General features: G+C 61.8%; 16 protein-coding genes. 4 read left to right on the top strand and 12 right to left on the bottom strand.

Annotated features, from left to right (window positions below):
- Positions 1 to 119: 119 nt before the first annotated feature.
- The 3 genes from KDW95_RS14770 to KDW95_RS14760 all read right to left on the bottom strand — a co-directional run bounded on the left by KDW95_RS14770 (position 120) and on the right by KDW95_RS14760 (position 3249).
- Positions 120 to 1154, bottom strand: coding sequence for an NAD(P)-dependent alcohol dehydrogenase (locus KDW95_RS14770; protein WP_255852584.1), 1035 nt, complete (start codon positions 1152 to 1154; stop codon positions 120 to 122).
- Between the two features lie 137 nt (positions 1155 to 1291).
- Positions 1292 to 2179, bottom strand: coding sequence for a helix-turn-helix domain-containing protein (locus KDW95_RS14765; protein WP_255852583.1), 888 nt, complete (start codon positions 2177 to 2179; stop codon positions 1292 to 1294).
- 176 nt (positions 2180 to 2355) lie between these two features.
- On the bottom strand, positions 2356 to 3249 hold the full coding sequence (locus tag KDW95_RS14760) for an AraC family transcriptional regulator (RefSeq protein WP_255852582.1): 894 nt from the start codon (positions 3247 to 3249) through the stop codon (positions 2356 to 2358).
- A 192-nt stretch (positions 3250 to 3441) separates the two neighbouring features.
- Here KDW95_RS14760 and KDW95_RS14755 point away from each other — a divergent pair, with 192 nt between their 5' ends.
- Both KDW95_RS14755 and KDW95_RS14750 read left to right on the top strand, forming a co-directional pair.
- Positions 3442 to 3996, top strand: a complete 555-nt coding sequence (locus KDW95_RS14755) for a L,D-transpeptidase family protein (RefSeq protein WP_255852581.1) — start codon at positions 3442 to 3444, stop codon at positions 3994 to 3996.
- Positions 3997 to 4142: 146 nt separating this feature from the next.
- Complete coding sequence (locus tag KDW95_RS14750) at positions 4143 to 4418, top strand: Lpp/OprI family alanine-zipper lipoprotein (protein WP_255852580.1); 276 nt, start codon at positions 4143 to 4145, stop codon at positions 4416 to 4418.
- A 14-nt stretch (positions 4419 to 4432) separates the two neighbouring features.
- Here KDW95_RS14750 and KDW95_RS14745 read toward each other — a convergent pair whose 3' ends face one another.
- From KDW95_RS14745 to KDW95_RS14735, 3 genes are all read right to left on the bottom strand, one after another.
- The gene (locus tag KDW95_RS14745; protein ID WP_255852579.1) at positions 4433 to 4747 is read right to left on the bottom strand and encodes a hypothetical protein; all 315 of its coding nucleotides are present in this window, start codon (positions 4745 to 4747) and stop codon (positions 4433 to 4435) included.
- Between the two features lie 163 nt (positions 4748 to 4910).
- Complete coding sequence (locus KDW95_RS14740; protein WP_255852578.1) at positions 4911 to 5849, bottom strand: L,D-transpeptidase family protein; 939 nt, start codon at positions 5847 to 5849, stop codon at positions 4911 to 4913.
- 89 nt (positions 5850 to 5938) lie between these two features.
- Positions 5939 to 7708 (bottom strand): SulP family inorganic anion transporter, encoded by a 1770-nt coding sequence (locus KDW95_RS14735; RefSeq protein ID WP_255852577.1) that lies wholly within the window; start codon positions 7706 to 7708, stop codon positions 5939 to 5941.
- Positions 7709 to 7835: 127 nt separating this feature from the next.
- Between KDW95_RS14735 and KDW95_RS14730 the strand changes: the two genes are divergently transcribed.
- Positions 7836 to 8675: a LysR family transcriptional regulator gene (locus tag KDW95_RS14730; protein WP_255852576.1), complete on the top strand. Its 840-nt coding sequence runs from the start codon at positions 7836 to 7838 to the stop codon at positions 8673 to 8675.
- Between the two features lie 3 nt (positions 8676 to 8678).
- Here the strand turns inward: KDW95_RS14730 and KDW95_RS14725 are convergent, their stop codons facing one another.
- The 6 genes from KDW95_RS14725 to KDW95_RS14700 form a co-directional block, all read right to left on the bottom strand.
- On the bottom strand, positions 8679 to 9431 hold the full coding sequence (locus KDW95_RS14725; RefSeq protein ID WP_255852575.1) for a DUF6969 family protein: 753 nt from the start codon (positions 9429 to 9431) through the stop codon (positions 8679 to 8681).
- Positions 9432 to 9521: 90 nt separating this feature from the next.
- The gene (locus KDW95_RS14720) at positions 9522 to 10457 is read right to left on the bottom strand and encodes a c-type cytochrome (RefSeq protein ID WP_255852574.1); all 936 of its coding nucleotides are present in this window, start codon (positions 10455 to 10457) and stop codon (positions 9522 to 9524) included.
- 31 nt (positions 10458 to 10488) lie between these two features.
- A complete protein-coding gene (locus tag KDW95_RS14715) occupies positions 10489 to 10842 on the bottom strand; it encodes a hypothetical protein (RefSeq protein ID WP_255852573.1) in 354 nt (117 codons plus the stop codon).
- A gap of 335 nt (positions 10843 to 11177) precedes the next feature.
- A complete protein-coding gene (locus KDW95_RS14710; RefSeq protein ID WP_255852572.1) occupies positions 11178 to 12155 on the bottom strand; it encodes a CobW family GTP-binding protein in 978 nt (325 codons plus the stop codon).
- Entirely contained in the window at positions 12142 to 13770 is a 1629-nt protein-coding gene (locus tag KDW95_RS14705) for an amidohydrolase (RefSeq protein ID WP_255852571.1), read from the bottom strand. The genes KDW95_RS14710 and KDW95_RS14705 overlap by 14 nt, the downstream gene beginning before the upstream one ends.
- Positions 13771 to 15180: a sodium/glutamate symporter gene (locus KDW95_RS14700; protein ID WP_255852570.1), complete on the bottom strand. Its 1410-nt coding sequence runs from the start codon at positions 15178 to 15180 to the stop codon at positions 13771 to 13773.
- Between the two features lie 231 nt (positions 15181 to 15411).
- Here KDW95_RS14700 and KDW95_RS14695 point away from each other — a divergent pair, with 231 nt between their 5' ends.
- The gene (locus tag KDW95_RS14695) at positions 15412 to 16305 is read left to right on the top strand and encodes a LysR family transcriptional regulator (RefSeq protein WP_255852569.1); all 894 of its coding nucleotides are present in this window, start codon (positions 15412 to 15414) and stop codon (positions 16303 to 16305) included.
- The last annotated feature ends 34 nt before the right edge of the window (positions 16306 to 16339 follow it).

Below are 16339 nucleotides of genomic sequence, written 5' to 3'. Positions count from 1 at the left end.
AAAGTACTTATTTTCTGCGCCGGAAATAGTTCGGGGGCAGCAGGGGGATCTGCCAGAGCGGCGCAATTCCAGGATGTGATTGCTGAGCGGCGCTGCAGCAGCCGCAACGGCGCCTCAGCCTAGCTAAAACTGATCTGAACCTTGATGTCGCCCGGCTCTGCGCGAGCGGCCCTTTCGAAGGCTTCGATACCCTGTGCAAACGGAAATACGCCGGAAATCATGGGCTTAATATCCAGCTTGCCGGAGCCGAGCAGCGCCAGCGCCCGGGGGAACTGGTTGGCATAGCGAAACACGGATTCGATTCTGATTTCCTTGGCCTGCATGGCCACGATATCCAGGGTCACAGGCTGCGGCGGCATGCCGACCAGTACGACACAGCCACCGGGGCAGGCCAGTTCAAACAGGTTCGCATAGGCCCTGCGGCTGCCGGAGGCCTCAAACACCAGCTGGGCACCCCAGCTGTCGGTCAGCTGTGCCACCCTTAGTGGCAGGTTTTCCTGGCTGACATTGACCGTCGTGATGCCCGCGTAGGTGGCGGCTATATCGAGCTTTTCCTGCACCAGGTCGGCGATGATCACGCGGCTGCAGCCGCCGGCCAGCGCGGCCAGGGCCGTAAGAATGCCGATGGTGCCCGCGCCAACGACCACGGCAACATCGCCAGGCCGAATGCGGGCCTTGTCAGCGGCCTGCATACCCGTGGCCAGGGGCTCGATCAACGCGCCTTCGGCGAAGCTGACGCTTTCGGGCAACTTAAAGGTGAAACTGGCCGGATGCACCACCTCTGGCATCAGGCAACCGTGCACCGGCGGCGTGGCCCAGAAACAGACCGCGGGGTCCAGGTTGTACTTGCCCTCCAGGGTTGCGCGGGACCTGAGATCCGGGATGCCGGGCTCCATGCAGACCCGGTCCCCCGGCTGCAGATGCGTGACCCTGTCGCCGGCGGCCATGACCACACCGGAGGCTTCGTGGCCCAGCACCATGGGTTCGCGCACCACAAAGGGGCCGATGGCGCCATGCTTGTAGTAGTGCACATCGCTGCCACAGACGCCGACATTGCGCACCGCAATCCGTACGTCGTCCGGGCCCAGTCGCTGCTCTATGGCGATATCCCGAATGGACAGTTTTCCTGCATGTTCCAAAATCAGTGCTTGCATGGGGCCCCCAGTGTTGTTCGGCACAGCGCCGCTTGTCCGGATATCCGGTGTGATCAGTCCATTAGAGGGCTTTTTGTCGTGCAGCAAAAATACGCTGCGGCCGGGGGGCTGTACTTTTTTGCCGCCGAGGGCCGTTATCACGGGATCCGCTGAAGAACGGCCTTTCTGTATTCGCTGGGGGTCATGCCCTTGATGTCGAGAAAGCGGCGATTGAAGTTGGCGATGTTGTTGTAGCCCACCTCGAAACAGATCGCGGTGATGGGTTCTTCGCTGTACGCCAGCAGTTCCGATGCCCGGCTGACGCGCAGCATGTTGACGAAATCCACGAAGCGGTGGCCTGAAGCGCGCTTGAAGCGTTTTGAAAACTGGGTCTGGCTGGTGTCCATATGGCGCGCGACCTCATCCAGCGGCAGCTCGCGCTCGTAATGTTGCAGGACGTAGTCGACGGCGCTGTTGAGCCAGTCCAGCTGCTTGCTGTCTGTCAGGGGGCGGTGCCAGGCACTGGACAGGGTGTGGCTTTGCGGGCAGCTGGTCAGCAGCTCCAGCAGGGTCAGAAAGCAGACCAGGCGCTTGAGCCCCCGCGCCTGGGCGATGGCGTCAAAGAGTGCGCAGGCCTGTGCAACGGTGTCCGGGTCGGTAAATTCCAGCCCACGCTGTGCCCGTGCAAGCAGTGGCGTGAACGCGTGCATTTCCGCAAATACGGTCTGCGCATCGTGCAGCAGGGCGCCGGGGAAATGAATCACCTGGTCACGCAGGGGCACGCTTGCGTCCGCCGCCAGGTTGCTGATCCAGTTATGGGGCAGGTCGGGGGCGACCAGTACCAGGGTGCCGGGTCGGAAGTTGCCGATGTAGTCGCCGACAAACATCCTTCCGCAGGTTGCACGCACCAGGTGCAGCTCGAATTCGCGGTGATGATGCCAGCGAATCAGCGGGCTGGGGACACCGTGCTGGGTATAGTGAATGGATTCACCGGCGTTGCGGTCGACCCATTCATAGTCTGGCAGGCGCTGCGGGTCTGTATGCATGGGCGGGTTCCTGAAGCCGTTGTTACTTTGCCTGTGGGCCGGGCATGCGCAGGCGTTGTGTCGGTGCCGGGGGGGGCTTGCGACTTCATATTGGAGGCCAGCTGCTACTGCCTGGCAAGTACTGGGTGACGGCACATTGATATTATTTTGCCCTCCCGGTGAACAGACCACGGCCTTTAACCGCGGTAGAGCAGGTCAGCCGAGGTACGACGGTATTCAGACGGTGTCATGCCCTTTACGGCATGGAAGCGGCGATTGAAGTTGGCGATATTGTTGAAGCCGGCGGAAAAACAGATATCGGTGATGGGCTCGTCGGTATAAGCGAGGCGTTCGCAGGCACGGTTGATACGCAGACCATTGACGAAGTCGATAAAACGCCGTCCGGTGGCCTTCTTGAAGAATTTGGAAAAGTAGCTCGGAGCCATGTCCAGCAAGCCGGCGACATCTTCCAGTGCCAGGTCCTGGTTGTAGTGCTCAACGATGTACTGCACCGCCTCGTTGACCTTTTCGAGGGTCTTTTTGTCGGCGATGGGAATGTAGTTGGTGGACGACAGTACCCGGTACTCCGGCGCCGAGGCGAGCAGCTCAAGCAGTGTCCAGAAACGGGTCAGGCGGCGGAAGCCGCGGGCGTCGGCCAGGTCTTCGAACAGGGTGTCCGCCTGGCGAATCACGGCGGGGTCCAGGAATTCAATACCGTATTGGGCGCGCTCCCAGAAAGGGGCCAGGGCTTGCATTTCCGGGAAGGTGGAGCTGCAGGTCTCGACGAGATCGTGGGAAAAGTTGATCACCCGATCCCGCAGCTCGACCGATTCGCCCTCTGGCAGCTGGCTGATCCAGTTGTGGGGCAGGTTGGGCCCCACCAGGATCAACTGGCTGGCATTGAAATTGCCGATGTAGTCACCCACGAAGACCTTGCCGCTGGTGGCCTTGATCAGGTGCAGCTCGTATTCCGAGTGATAGTGCCAGCGTACCAGCTCGCAGGGATAACCGTGTTGCAGATAGCGGATGGACTCGTCGCCCTGCTGGTCGACCCGCTCGAATTCTGGCTGAAGGCGTGCTTTGTCGGTCATGGTGTGTCGTTCTTGTTATGACAGTGACTGATTGCGGTACTGTCTTATATTTTGGCCCCAAGCGGCGGTCTGTACCACTGAATATTGTCAGGCGGCCGGGCACGCCCGTTGCCGGGGTGTTGCGCAGTGCCTATGCTCAGGGTAGGACATGTCCACAGCGCTATGGGTACAGGGTAGCAAGCGGGGGCGAACGTGAATCTGGGCGGAGTCAGGCAGGGGCTGTTGGTGGCGTTGCTCGGGGGCTGGCTGGCGGGCAGTGCCGTGGCCGAGGTATGGGTGCAGGTGGATACCCGGGCCCAGACGTTGCAGGTGCTGGACGGCGACAGGGTACTGGACAATTTTGGCCGTGTTGCCCTTGGCGTGGCCGGTGCCGGGCTGAAGTTGCGCCGGGGTGATGACAAGACCCCACTGGGCAGTTTTCGGGTCGGCTGGCTAAATCCCCGCAGTCGTTTCGGGCTCTTTATCGGGCTGGATTACCCGAACCGGGACTACGCCGAGGCCGCATTGCGGGACGGTCGCATTGATAGCCAGACCCACGGACGCATCGTTGCCGCCCTGGATGCCGGGCACACGCCGCCGCAGGATACGCCCCTGGGAGGGCAGATCGGCATTCATGGGCTCGGTGCCGGCAATCCCGAGGTACATGGTCTGTTCAACTGGACCAATGGCTGTGTTGCCCTGACCGATGCAGAGATGCGGCGCCTGGCCAAATGGATTGAGCCGGGCACGCGGGTGGAAATCCGCTAAGGCGGCTGCCAGTTTCAGACTGGATGATCCGATTCAAGGCAATGGCGTTGCGCACCCGTGGCCGAGCGCTCGCGCAGCGCTGGTCTATGCTGTGCTTACAACCCCAGTGGTTGCTACCCTTTCCCAGTGAATCAGGAGAGTTTCCCATGAGGACTCGCGATCTGTTGAGAGTGTCTGCGCTCGTCGCCTTTGCCGCCCTGTCTTTCGGTTGTGCCAGCTCGGGTGACATGCGCGCCATGCATCAGACCCATGAGCAGGATATGCAGCGTGCCCAGTCGACGGCAGACAGTGCCAAGGCGACCGCCGATGAAGCCCTGCGGGTGGCGAACGACGCCAAAGCCATGGCGGCCGAAGCCAATGCCCGCAGCATGGCGACGGAAGAGAAAATCAACCGCATGTTCCAGAAGTCCATGATGAAATAGTGGCTGCGAGCGCGTCAGCGACGTTGCAGCTTCACGGGGAAGGCGCGAAAACGCCCTCCCCGTTTTACGTTCAGGACGAACCGTATGCCGCGGGCGCAAGGATGCGCAAGAGCGGCGATGTTCAGGACGAACCGTTCCTGAAAACCGCATCCTGCGTTTCCAGGATTTCCACCCTCCTTGGCGATCCACAAAAAAGTGCTCCTGCATTTTTGTATTTCCGCCGTCCCTGGTGGTCCACAAAAAAGTGCTCCTGCATTTTTGTATTTCCACCGCCCCTGGCGGTCATGCCGCGGGCGCAGGGCAGTTTTTTGCTCCTGCAAAAACTGCATTTCCGCCGTCCCTGGCGGTCATGTGCACGACTGCATGGATCCGGGAGGTAGGGCGACGCAGGACGCCAAAGCCGAGCAGCGGTGATGTTCAGTACGAACGAAAGGTGATTGCTCCCGGCAGAGCCTGCATTTCCGCCCAGGCCTGGGCTCGGCAAGCCCGGCCTTAGTGGCTGATGCGCAGCGGAATGCCGTCCGATTGCTGCAGGGCCAGCTGTACGGCGGAGGGGTTTAGCTCGGTGCTCAGCTGCTCGGCGGTGGCGGCGATGTTCAGCAGGGTGAGCGCCTGTGGACTGGAACTGCCGTCTGACAGTTCATTCATGGCCGGATGGGCCTCAATGTACAGGCCGTCGAAGTGGCGGCCGACCTTGACCGGCTGATTGATGATGTACACCGGTGTTCCTACCTCCACCAGGCTGTACAGCCGTTCGATATCTTCCGGATACAGGCGCACACAGCCGTGGGTAACCTGCATGCCAATACCGTATTCCTTGTTGGTGCCGTGAATCAGATAACCCGGAATCCCCAGGCGCAGCGCAAAGCGGCCCAGCGGGTTGCCGGGGCCGCCCGGGACCATGTCGGGCAGGATATCGCCGTTCTGGGCATGTTCTGCCTTGATGGAGGCGGGCGGGTACCAGGGCGGATCGGCCTGCTTCTGAATCACGCGGGTTTTACCCAGTGGCGTTTTCCAGTCCATGCGTCCGACACTGACCGGGTGTGTGATCACCACCGGCGTTTCGCCCTGCCCAGGCTTGGGATAATAGTACAGCCGCATCTCCGGCACATTGAGCACGATGCCGTCCCGGGGCGCGTCAGGCAGAATCAGCAGGTTGGGCAGGATAACGTGGGTATCCTGCCCCGGCAGCCAGCGATCCACGCCGGGGTTGGCCCGCACGATTTCCTCGTAGCCCAGGTTGAACACCCGGGCGATGTCCAGCAGGGTGTCAGACTGGCGAGCGCGGGTGATGCGCACCTCGCCCACCAGGTCCTGGCCCGGCGGCGGCAGTGCAAAGGTTTCGGCGCTGACAGGCAGGCTGCTCAGCAGTACCGCAGCGGCACAGAAAAGCCGTCGCAGGCTTCGGAAGTGGGGTATCAGCAAGGCCATGGGCGGATCCGCAGGTCGTAACCAGTCGATGTCCACAGTATATGCCCTTGGCCCCCGGGCGTCACAGCGGCAAGGGAGTGGTCACCGCGTTACAACCGGCTGACCGCGATCATATTGCCGCCCTCGTGCGGCGTGCACTCCCTGAAAATGCGTGCCGAGCAGTGCTGGCAAACATCCGGGTTCAGCGCCGCGACGGACTCGCCCAGGGCGGCCTCCGGAGACTCATAGAACAGCTCCTCGCCAATACGTTCCAGGTAGCCATTGGCGCGCAGTTCGTCGATCACCGTGCCCTTGAGAGAGCTGAACATCAGTTTGCCACCGCGCTGCTGCAGACGCCGGGCTTCCTGAATCAGCATCTCGGCGCCGGCCACATCGATAAAGTTGATGCCCTTGCCGATGATCAGCAAACGGTTGGTATCACCGGTATTGCTCAGGGCCCGGATGCGTTGCTGGATATGATCGATAGCACCGAAAAACAGCGAGCCGTCGATACGGATGATCTTCAGCTGCGGGCACTGCTGCAGTGAATAACGCTGCGTGTTCTTGATCTGGCGGCGCGGGTGGTCGGGAATGGGTGCCACTTCCATGACCGTGGGGCGGGAGGTGCGGCGCAGATAGATCGCCAGTGACAGGAAAACACCGATATAGATAGCGAACTCCAGCTCCACGAAGAGCGTGGCCATAAAGGTAACGACCAGTACCAGGGCTTCGTTGCGACTGGACTTGATGATCTGGGCGATATGGTGGAAATCGATCAGGTTCCAGGCGATCAGCAGTATGGCGCCGGCCATGGCGGGCAGCGGCAGGTAGGCCGTCAGGCCCGGTACCAGCAGGATAATGGTTGCCAGAATGACCGCGGCAAAGATGGCGGCCATGGGGGTCTTGGCGCCGGCATCGTAGTTGGCACCGGAGCGTGTGAAGGAGCCTGAGCCGGCGTAGCACGAGAAAAAACTGCCGACGATATTCGACAGACCCTGGCCGATAAATTCCTGGTTGCCGTCGATCTGCTGCTGCGAACGGATACCGATGGCACGGGCAATGGAGACCGCTTCAATCAGTCCCAACAGGGCCACGGCAAAGGCGCCGGAGGTCAGTGACTGCAGCGTTGAGGCAGACAGGTCGGGCAGCGACAGTGGCGGCAGGGTACCGGGCAGGGCACCAACCAGGGCCACGCCCTGATCGGCGCCGTTGAGCAGCAGGCAGGCGATGCTACCCACGGCCATGCCGATCAGCAGATGGGGCCAGCGGCGGTTGAGCTTGCGCACCAGCAGTGCCGATACCAGTGTCAGCATGCCGATGATGAGTGACGTGGGGTTGGTTTCGCCGAGCTGGCTGCCCAGCTGTGACAGGCCTTCCACGAAAGACAGGCCACTGGGTATCGCGATACCCAGCAGGTGCTTGAGCTGGCTGGCGCCTATAAGAATGGCGGCACCGGCGGTAAAACTGATAACCACCGTATGGGAAATGAAGTTGACCAGGCTCCCCAGGCGCAGCAGGCCGAGGGCCAGCTGCATCAGGCCTGCCAGTAACGTAATGGTCAGCACGGCGCCGATGTACTGGGCCGGGTCGAGCTCGCCAATACCGCTGGCGACGCTCATGACGACGATGGAAATGGCTGCCGTGGGGCCGGAAATCAGGTGTGAAGATGAACCGAACAGAGCCGCAATAATCGGTGTGATGATGGCGGTATAGAGACCGAACTCCGGCGGCAGACCGGCGATAAAGGCATAGGCTACCCCCTGGGGCAGCACGATAACGGCACCGGTGATGCCGGCAATAAGATCATCGGTCAGGGTGCTTTTGTTGAGGTTGCGACCCCAGCTTAGGAAGGGGAATTTGAATGACAGCCAGGGCTTCATGATCTCTCCGCGAAAGGTCTCGAGCCGGCAGGGTAGAGGCTTTTTGACGTACTGAAAAACGAAAAATACTGGAAGTAACGAACAATAAAATCGAATATGGGATGAATTGCTCCAAAGGACAGTGCCCATGGATACCCTGTTGCTGAAAACGTTCCTGGAAGTCAGTCGCACCCGCAATTTCGGGCGGGCGTCGGAAAATCTTTGTGTGTCGGCCTCCACCGTCAGCGCCCGTATTCGCCAGCTGGAAGACCATCTGGGGCTGTCACTCTTTACCCGCCAGCATCATCGGATCGGCCTGACCCCGGCCGGAGAGCGCATGGAGCGTCATGCCCGCTTTATTCTCGGCGCCTGGGAGCGTGCCTTCGAAGACACGGCCCTGAGTGAGCGGCACAAGCGGCGGCTGGTGGTGGCCGGGGTGGCCAGTCTGTGGGACATCTTTGTGCAGGACTGGCTCAACGGTATCTACCGGGATTTTCCGAGCCTTGGGCTGCGAGCCGAGGAAAGCACGCCACTGCGGGTCGTGGAGAAGCTGGAGCAGGGCATGATCGATGTGGGCTTCATGTACGAGCCGCCGCGCATCCAGAATGTGGCCGTGCAGGAAGTCGCCAACGTGGCTCTGTCACTGGTGTCCAGCCGGGCAGGGCAGTCGGTGGACGCCGCGATCGGCGAGGGCTATATCCGGGTAGAGTGGGGGACGACTTTTGCGAGCCTGCACGAAAGCCACTTCCCCCAGCGGCTGCTTGCCCGGGGGCGGGTGAACAGTGGGCGGCTGGCGCTCAACCTGATTCAGCAATGCGGCGGGGCAGCCTATCTGCCCCAGGGCATAGTGCAGCCATTGCTGGAAACGGGGCAGTTGCACAGGGTTGCGGATGCACCTGTGATCAAAATGAAGGCCTACGCAGCCTACGGCCTGCACGGTGAGCATCACCAGCTCGTGACAGACCTGCTTGATCGTTTAAAAGGTTAGGGCTCAGGCCTCTGTGGCTACCAGGACTTCAAGTTCGCTGATCCAGCCCTGGGTATCGACGGCGAGATAACCGGTGATTTCCAGCGTCCGGTCTTCCAGCACATCCTGCCCGGGGTGCGCCTGCTGCCAGGCCGCAATCACCCTGTCACGGTGGCGCAGCAGGGCCGCGATCTGCGGTCGGTACAGGCGCATGAACTGGGTCAGCCACTGGTTGACGGCCAGGTTGGGCCGGGCGTGGTCCACGGCAAAGGCATCCAGCAGGCGGATGCTGTCCTCGGCACTGTACCAGGTCTGGTCGGTGACCCAGCGGTTAGTGGCGAAAAGGCCCGCCGGGAGTCCCCAGCTGTCCATGGAAATGCAGATCAGGTGTGCCAGCTCGTCGTCGCCTTCGGGCCAGGGTTCGGTGTGGGCGAAACCGGCGGACGGCCGCATGTCCGCCGGCATCACCGGGCGGCGTACGAAGGTGTGAAAGTGACCGTGCTCACCGTCTTCGCGGTGGGCGTGGTAGTAGTACTGGCAATGACTCTGGTCATCGAATACATCGCCCTCGGGAAAGTGGTTCATCTCATAAAAGGTGCCCTGGCCTTTCAGGATCTCGGCTACCACGTTGGTGCCGCCACGGCTTAGGGCCTGCAGCGCCTGTCGCTGTCGGCCGGCGGCATCCAGCAGGGCGGCACGCTCAGCGGCATCAAGTGTTGCAGCAGCTTCCGGAGGCTGCAGTGGTACCTGGGGTAATGCGGACCAGTCGGATGACATTGAAACTTCCTGTGCAGCGAGTGGAACACTGAATATTAGCGGACCGGGCAGCTAAACACGCTGCCTGATCCGCGTTGCCCCTGAACGAGCTTAGATCCTGGCTTTGGCAGCGCAGGGGTTCTTTGCCGCGCAGGGATTGGCTGCACAGGGATTTTTCGCGGCGCAGGGGTTAGCTGCACAGGGATTCTTTGCCGCGCACGGGTTAGCCGCGCAGGGTTTTTTCACCGCACAGGGATTCGCTGCGCATGGGTTGGCGGCACAGGGGTTTGCCGCCGCGGGCTTGAAGCCCTTTTGTACAGCGGAGGTGTAGGCGACCAGGGCGGCCAGTTCCTCGCTATCCCAGGCCAGCGGCTGGGTGGCCATGGGCTGTACCATGCAGAGCTGGATCATTTCATCGAGCTGGATGGTCTTCATGCCATAAAGATTGTCCGCCATGGCGACCCGGTGCGGGAACGCATCGGCGAAGCTCGCCTGAAAAGCGGCATTGCCATTGTGGCAGGTCCCGCAGGACATGCCGTTGCTGCTCAGGCTGGTGTCCTGGTACAACTCGGCACCACGCTCGATCAGGGCGATCTGATCACCCTGGTAGGGGCGGTAATCAGCCGGGCGCTGGATCTGTTTGGCGGCACAGGGGTTCTTAGCCGCACAAGGATTAGCTGCGCAGGGATTGGCTGCGCAGGGGTTGGCCGCACAAGGGTTTTTGGTAGCGCAGGGATTCTTGGCTGCACAGGGGGTTGCTGCACAGGGGTTCTTCACAGCGCAGGGATTTTTAGCTGCACAGGGGTTGGCAGTGCACGGGTTCTTGGCGGCGCAGGGATTTTTCAGCGCGCACGGATTCGTGGCTGCACAGGGGTTCGTCTGTTCCTTGACGGCACAGGGGTTGGCGGAGCAGGCGTGATGTGCCGCCTGGGCAAGGGGTGCTGCTGTGAGCAGCGTCGCCAGCAGGCCGGAAGAAACATATGCCATGGGCCGGTGCTGACGTGCAATGGCGGCGCTCAGCGCGCGCATGTGGAATATTGTTTTCATTATTGTCTCCTCGGGCACGGGGCCGCTACGTTTACTTGGTGGCGCAGGGGTTCTTGGCGGCACAGGGATTGGCGGCGCAGGGGTTTTTCGCGGCGCAGGGATTCGCGGTCGCGCAGGGGTTAGCCGCAGCGCAGGGGTTCTTTGCAGCACAGGGGTTAGCCGCGCACGGGTTGGCAGCACAGGGCTTTTTCAGCGCGCAGGGGTTCTTCGCGGCACAGGGATTGGTCTGGCTCTTGGCTGCACAGGGATTGGCCGCGCAGGATGCCTGGGCAAGCGGGGCTGTACTCAGTACGGCGGCGAGCAGGGCGGATGAGACGTAAACCATGGCTTTTTTCTGCGGTGTCACGGCCTGGGCCAGCGCGCTAACACGGAATGAGTTTTTCATTATTTTCTCCTGTATCCGCCGGGTGTGCTGCGCGCTGGGCCTGAAGGGGAGACAGTCACAACGAGCAAGCAACACGCACGGATACGGTTTGGCTTAAGGGAAATGGCGGCTCCAGCGGCCCGCCAGGTTGTTCGCAGGGCCTGGAAGTTGCGCCCGTTGCGAAGCTGGAATTCACCTTAGTCGCCGAAACTGAATTGCATCTGAAAGTGAGTGAAAGTAATCCAGCTTGCCCAGGGCGGGTGCTGGATGCCGTGTCGCAGAAGGGGGGCAAAGTTGCCCGCCAGAAAACCAAAAAACCGGGCGCCGGAGCTGCGGGCGCCCGGGGTTTAAAGGGACTAGCGGACAGGGACGGGTTGAGGGCTGTCGGTCGGATTCAGCGCCTCCAGTTGCTGTATAAGGGCATCGAAACGTGGCCCGCCGATGCCGATGCAGACCAGCTGGTTGCCTGCCGCGGTGGGCCTGGCCGGCAGCCAGCTGGTGCGGCTGCCGCTGAGTTGAAAGACCTGGGGGCGGGCGTGATCGCCGCGTGCCAGTATGCCCTTGGCGCGCAGCACCACGTCGGCGTATTGCTGCAGCAGTGCTTCGAGCTGAATGGCATCAACGGGGCCGGCATAGTTCAGGCTGGCCGAGCGCCAGGCGTGCCCGGCTGCGGATGTCGGTGCGCGGGAGGCAACCCGGTTTGCCGCTGCCAGTACGGGTGCTGTCGCTGTCGGGTCCAGTGCGGTGCTCGCCCTGTCGTCCGGCGTGGACGCTTGATCGCCCTCAAGACAGAGCCTTGCGCCCGGGTTGAGTACCCGCAGTGCCGCCAGCTGACCTGCCCGACGGGAGCTGTCGGTGGCCATGCGATTGACGTGCAGCTGGTCTGCGGTTCTGATCTGGGCACGCCAGACAGTACCGGTGTAGCGGCTGCTGGCGTGGGCGTCGATCTGGCTGGCATCGACCAGGCACACCACTGCTGCGAGGCTGAGCTGGCGTGAAACCCGGGCGATATCGGCAATGCGGGCCGGTTCCGCGACACCGCTGGCCTCGATATAGAGGGCGCTGGGGCGCGGCTCCATGCGCATGGCCTGGGCCAGCTGCTCGGCCAGGGTGCCGCCGAGGGTGCAGCAGATGCAGCCATTGGCCAGGCGCAGAATGCGCTCGTCCTGGTATTCGATCAGTTGGGCATCGATATTGATCGCGCCAAAGTCGTTTACCAGAATCAGGCTGTTGCGGGGCAGGCCGGCGCGAATCTGCCGGTTGAGCCAGCTGGTCTTGCCGGCCCCCAGGAAACCACTGATGACGGTCAGGGGAACCTTTTCAGCGATTGGCATGCACCTGGCCCCCCAGCACCGTGGCCAGCACCGGAATATCCCGCAACTGGTCCGGTTCAACGGCATAGGGATCCTGTCCGAGTACCGCCATATCGGCGTACTTGCCGACTTCAAGGCTGCCCACCCGGTCATCCAGTCGTAGCGTATAGGCGGCGCCCAGCGTAATCATCTCCAGCGCCTCGGCCACGCTGACCCTTTCGTGTTCGCCCAGCACCTGGCCGGATGCGCTCTGGCGCATGACGGCGCACCAGGCGGTGAACAGCGGCCCCAGTGGCGTGACCGGCGCGTCGCTATGGATGGCGGTCACTATGCCCTGGCGCCGTGCCGACGCCAGGGGCTCGAGGCGACGGCTGCGCTCGAAACCGAGGGTACGTTCGCGGTGAATATCACCCCAGTAGTACAGGTGATTGGCAAACATGTTGAGGCACAGGCCGAGCTTGGCGGTGCGGCGCAGCTGGGCATGGTCGATGACCTGGCAGTGTTGCAGCGTGTGACGGTGGTCGGCGCGGGGCCAAAGCTCCAGCGCCGTTTCCACCGCATCCAGCATCAGCTCCACGGCCTCGTCGCCGTTGGTATGGATATGCAGCTGCAGCCCGGCCTGATGATAGACCTGCACCATGTGCTGCAACGCATCGGGCGGGGCGTTCCAGATGCCATTGCCATGGCCATCGTGGTAGAAGGGCCATTTCATGCGGGCCGTGTAACCCTGGATGGAGCCGTCGGTCATCATCTTGACCAGCCCGAAGTGCAGCTTGTCATTACCCAGTTCCAGGCACTGCCGCAGCCGTTCGACACCTTGCTCCGGCGTCCAGGACAGGGCGCTCAGCGCCGGCACCAGCCGCGCGGGGAACCCTTGCTCGGCGGTAACCTGGCGCAGCGTGGCGATGCCCTCGTCGGTAAGCGGGTTATACAGATCGGTAATGGTGGTCACGCCGGCATTGCGGGCCACCTGGCCGTAGCGGCGCAGGGTTTCGGGGGCCGATACCGATTCGAACAGGTTGGTACCCAGGGTTTCAAAGATGGCATGCATGGCAGCCATCTCCTGCAGTTCGCCATTGGGCCGGCCGCCGCTGTCGAGCATGATGCCCTCGACACCGGCGTGCTGATCCAGGCGTGACAGCTGCAGCATCCGGCTGTTGACCGTCATCACATGCAGATTGGCGTGCATGACGACCACCGGACGATTATCCACAGCGGCATCGAGCTGACGTCGATCGATGCGGCTGCCCTCGAAATACACCGGATCGAAGCCCCAGGCGATCAGCGGCGTATCGGCGGGCAATTTTGCAGCGGCCTGGCGCAGGCACTGCTGCATGGCCTCGATGCTGCTGGCGCCTTCCCAGCACCGGCCATCGGGGTCGGTGCGGGGAAAATAGCCCAGGTACAGATAGTTCCACATGGCACCTTCCAGCGCGTGGCTGTGTCCCTCGACGAAACCCGGCAGGATAAAGTTATCGGCGAAACGCTCATCCAGGCTATATGGTCCCAGTTCCTGCATGGACTCCAGCGGCCCCACCGCCAGCACGCGGCCATCGCGTACCGCGATATGGGTGGCCTCTGGCTGCGACGGGTTCATGGTGATGATGCGCCTGGCAGCGAACACGGTAATGGACATTTAACAGGGCTCCTTGATCGGGTTTACAGGCGCCTGGCCAGCTTCGGGGCGGCGTTTCATCAGCAATGGCACAGAGGCAAGGAAGAGCAGCGCATTGCCGCCAAAGATCATCAGGTAAGTCCAGCCACCGAGGGAGGGTACCAGCGGGGCGAAGACGAACAGGATATGAAAGTTGGTAATGACAATCGCCAGGTTGAAGAACGCCAGCTCCTTGGGGACCGAGGTGCTGAAGTTGGCATCCATCATGCGCAACAGCAGCAGGCCGGTACCAGTGGATCCGCAGCAGCAGCCGAAGGCTGTGATAGCCCGCTCCCGGCCAAGAGTGCCGCTGAGGCGAGCGAGGAACAGGCAGCCGATCAGGGTGGCCAGAGTCACGGCGGCGGTCACCAGCAGGATGGGGGTCAGCAGGGCGTAAAGCACGGCAAATTTGATGCTCATCAGGGTGCCGACCACCATGAAATCCACCGAGGAGCCGGTAATGCGCTTGAAGGTTTCGTCATCGACCCGGTGTGACAGACCCAGGCGGTCTATGGTCAGGCGCAGCAGTACGCAGACCGCCAGCCCGTGACAGAAAAACAGGTTGTAGCTGAACAGTACCGACAAGTTGATGCCGCCGGGCTGGAAGTCCGCCACGACCGGCTGCATGGCGCCAAGCCAGATGTAGGTCAGCACGTACGCCAGGGCCAGCAGCCCCAAATGGTAGGCCAGGGAGTCGAGGTTGGCCGGGTGCGAAATCATGTGCCCGCTGACGGGTTTCTGTTCATCAGAGTAAAAACCGGACTTGAAGTCGTCGCCCATATTCGAGGCCTTGTTGGCGTTCAGGCCGCGCCGGATAAAGTTCTTCGCCATCGGCACGCCGACCAGGAAGGCCACCAGAAAACCGAGGGAGGCGTAGATCAGGCCTACCTGGGCGGCGTTTTCAATGCCGTAATCCTTCTCCCAGATGCCCCCGTAGGTCAGCGCCTGGCCCGGACCCTGGGTAAAGCCGTGGGTGATAATGGCGCCGAGCCATTCGCTCACACTCGCGCCGGTCAGGGCGTCGTAGGCCGCGATGACTGCATAGCCGATCACGCCCTGCAGCCCCAGGCTGATGGTCCAGATCAGGGTGAGCCAGAGGCCACCGCGCACTATGCTGCCGCCGGACAGGGACGTATCCTTGCTGTTGCCCGTGAGGCACAGGGACATGAAGCTCAGTGTGAAAAAGTGGAAGGTCAGGGCCGTGAAATCCGTGGCCTCGAAACCGGGTATCAGCCCCAGTGAGAGCAGCGTGAACCCCAGCAGGCCGCCGATGATGCTGGCCGGAACCAGTGAGTTGCGCAGCAAACTGATACGGTTGCGCAGCAGGCTGCCGCACAGCAGCATGCTGGCAAGAAGCGCAAAGGCAATAACGCCGTGAAAGGTACTTCCCATGATGAACCTCGTCTGTTTGGTTTTTGCTGTTTTTATTGTTGAAACGAATCAGCGCAGTATCTGTTGGCAATGGGAGCGGGCTTGAGCCCTGACTTTATGACCTCCGATAGTTGAAAGGATCGCCGGCATCGACGCAGAGGCGCCGTATGCAGACAGACGTTCAAGGTAGAGGATCGAATGTGACTTGTATAATATCGAATAGCTAACAATTGATACTTTAAGGGCATCACTATGCGAATCGATTTGCGTCATTTGCGCGCCTTTGAAGCGGTGGCCGAGGAGCTGCACTTTCGCCGCGCTGCCGAGCGGCTCAACCTGGCCCAGCCGGCCCTGAGTCGCACCATTGTGCAGCTGGAAGACGTCATCGGTGAGGTGTTGCTGCTGCGCACCAATCGCCGGGTCGAGCTCACCGAGGCCGGACGCGTTTTTCTGGCCGAGACCAAGGCCATATTTGTGCGTCTGGACAGTGCCGTGCAGCAGGCCCGCAAGGCTGCCGCCGGGCATATCGGCCAGCTGCGCATTGGCTACACCGATTTCGCCGTGTCGGGCCAGCTTCCTAGCATTCTGGACGGTTTTCACCGCTGCTATCCCGACATCAGTACCGAGCTGATATACGGTTCTACCCAGCAGCAGCTGGATAAGCTCAAGGAAGGGGCTATCGACTTCGCCTTCGTGACGGGACCGCTGCTGGAGCCGGATCTCGACCGTACCGTCGTGCAGCGGGACCGCTACGTTGCGGTGCTGCCAAAGCACCACCCCCTGGCTGAGCAGCCAGAGGTGGAATTGGCCGACCTGGCGCGGGAGCCCTTTGTATTGGGGAGCATGAGCGGTTGGTCCCATTACCGGCGCCAGCTTGATGCGCTCTGTATCCAGGCAGGGTTTCTGCCCAGTGTGGCTCAGGAGGCGTATAACAGCGAGGGTGTGTTCGGCTTTGTGGCCGCCAATATCGGCGTGACCGTACACCTGCAAAGCGCCGGAAGCTTCAACCGCCAGGGGGTGGTGTTGCGTCCGCTGAAGGGAGTGACGGCCCGGGTGTGCACCGAAGCGGCCTGGCTGAAAGCTGAGGTGGCGCCGGTACAGCAGAAGTTTGTCGACTTCCTGCGCGCCTGGGTGCCGCCGGACTGACAGGCCCCGTTTCGGGCTGAAGCCTTACCGAGTG

Origin of the sequence: Marinobacterium rhizophilum (assembly GCF_024397915.1) — a bacterium.
GTDB lineage: Bacteria > Pseudomonadota > Gammaproteobacteria > Pseudomonadales > Balneatricaceae > Marinobacterium_A > Marinobacterium_A rhizophilum_A.
The sequence above is the reverse complement of the archived record's forward strand: the minus strand, read 5'-3'. Positions and strand labels throughout refer to the sequence as shown.

Coding starts and splice junctions, on each gene's coding strand:
- KDW95_RS14695 (WP_255852569.1), top strand. CDS start 15,412: ATGCGAATCGATTTGCGTCATTTGCGCGCCTTTGAAGCGGTGGCCGAG.
- KDW95_RS14750 (WP_255852580.1), top strand. CDS start 4,143: ATGAGGACTCGCGATCTGTTGAGAGTGTCTGCGCTCGTCGCCTTTGCC.
- KDW95_RS14765 (WP_255852583.1), bottom strand. CDS start 2,179: ATGCATACAGACCCGCAGCGCCTGCCAGACTATGAATGGGTCGACCGC.
- KDW95_RS14770 (WP_255852584.1), bottom strand. CDS start 1,154: ATGCAAGCACTGATTTTGGAACATGCAGGAAAACTGTCCATTCGGGAT.
- KDW95_RS14730 (WP_255852576.1), top strand. CDS start 7,836: ATGGATACCCTGTTGCTGAAAACGTTCCTGGAAGTCAGTCGCACCCGC.
- KDW95_RS14760 (WP_255852582.1), bottom strand. CDS start 3,249: ATGACCGACAAAGCACGCCTTCAGCCAGAATTCGAGCGGGTCGACCAG.
- KDW95_RS14715 (WP_255852573.1), bottom strand. CDS start 10,842: ATGAAAAACTCATTCCGTGTTAGCGCGCTGGCCCAGGCCGTGACACCG.
- KDW95_RS14740 (WP_255852578.1), bottom strand. CDS start 5,849: ATGGCCTTGCTGATACCCCACTTCCGAAGCCTGCGACGGCTTTTCTGT.
- KDW95_RS14725 (WP_255852575.1), bottom strand. CDS start 9,431: ATGTCATCCGACTGGTCCGCATTACCCCAGGTACCACTGCAGCCTCCG.
- KDW95_RS14710 (WP_255852572.1), bottom strand. CDS start 12,155: ATGCCAATCGCTGAAAAGGTTCCCCTGACCGTCATCAGTGGTTTCCTG.
- KDW95_RS14700 (WP_255852570.1), bottom strand. CDS start 15,180: ATGGGAAGTACCTTTCACGGCGTTATTGCCTTTGCGCTTCTTGCCAGC.
- KDW95_RS14720 (WP_255852574.1), bottom strand. CDS start 10,457: ATGAAAACAATATTCCACATGCGCGCGCTGAGCGCCGCCATTGCACGT.
- KDW95_RS14745 (WP_255852579.1), bottom strand. CDS start 4,747: ATGCAGTTTTTGCAGGAGCAAAAAACTGCCCTGCGCCCGCGGCATGAC.
- KDW95_RS14705 (WP_255852571.1), bottom strand. CDS start 13,770: ATGTCCATTACCGTGTTCGCTGCCAGGCGCATCATCACCATGAACCCG.
- KDW95_RS14735 (WP_255852577.1), bottom strand. CDS start 7,708: ATGAAGCCCTGGCTGTCATTCAAATTCCCCTTCCTAAGCTGGGGTCGC.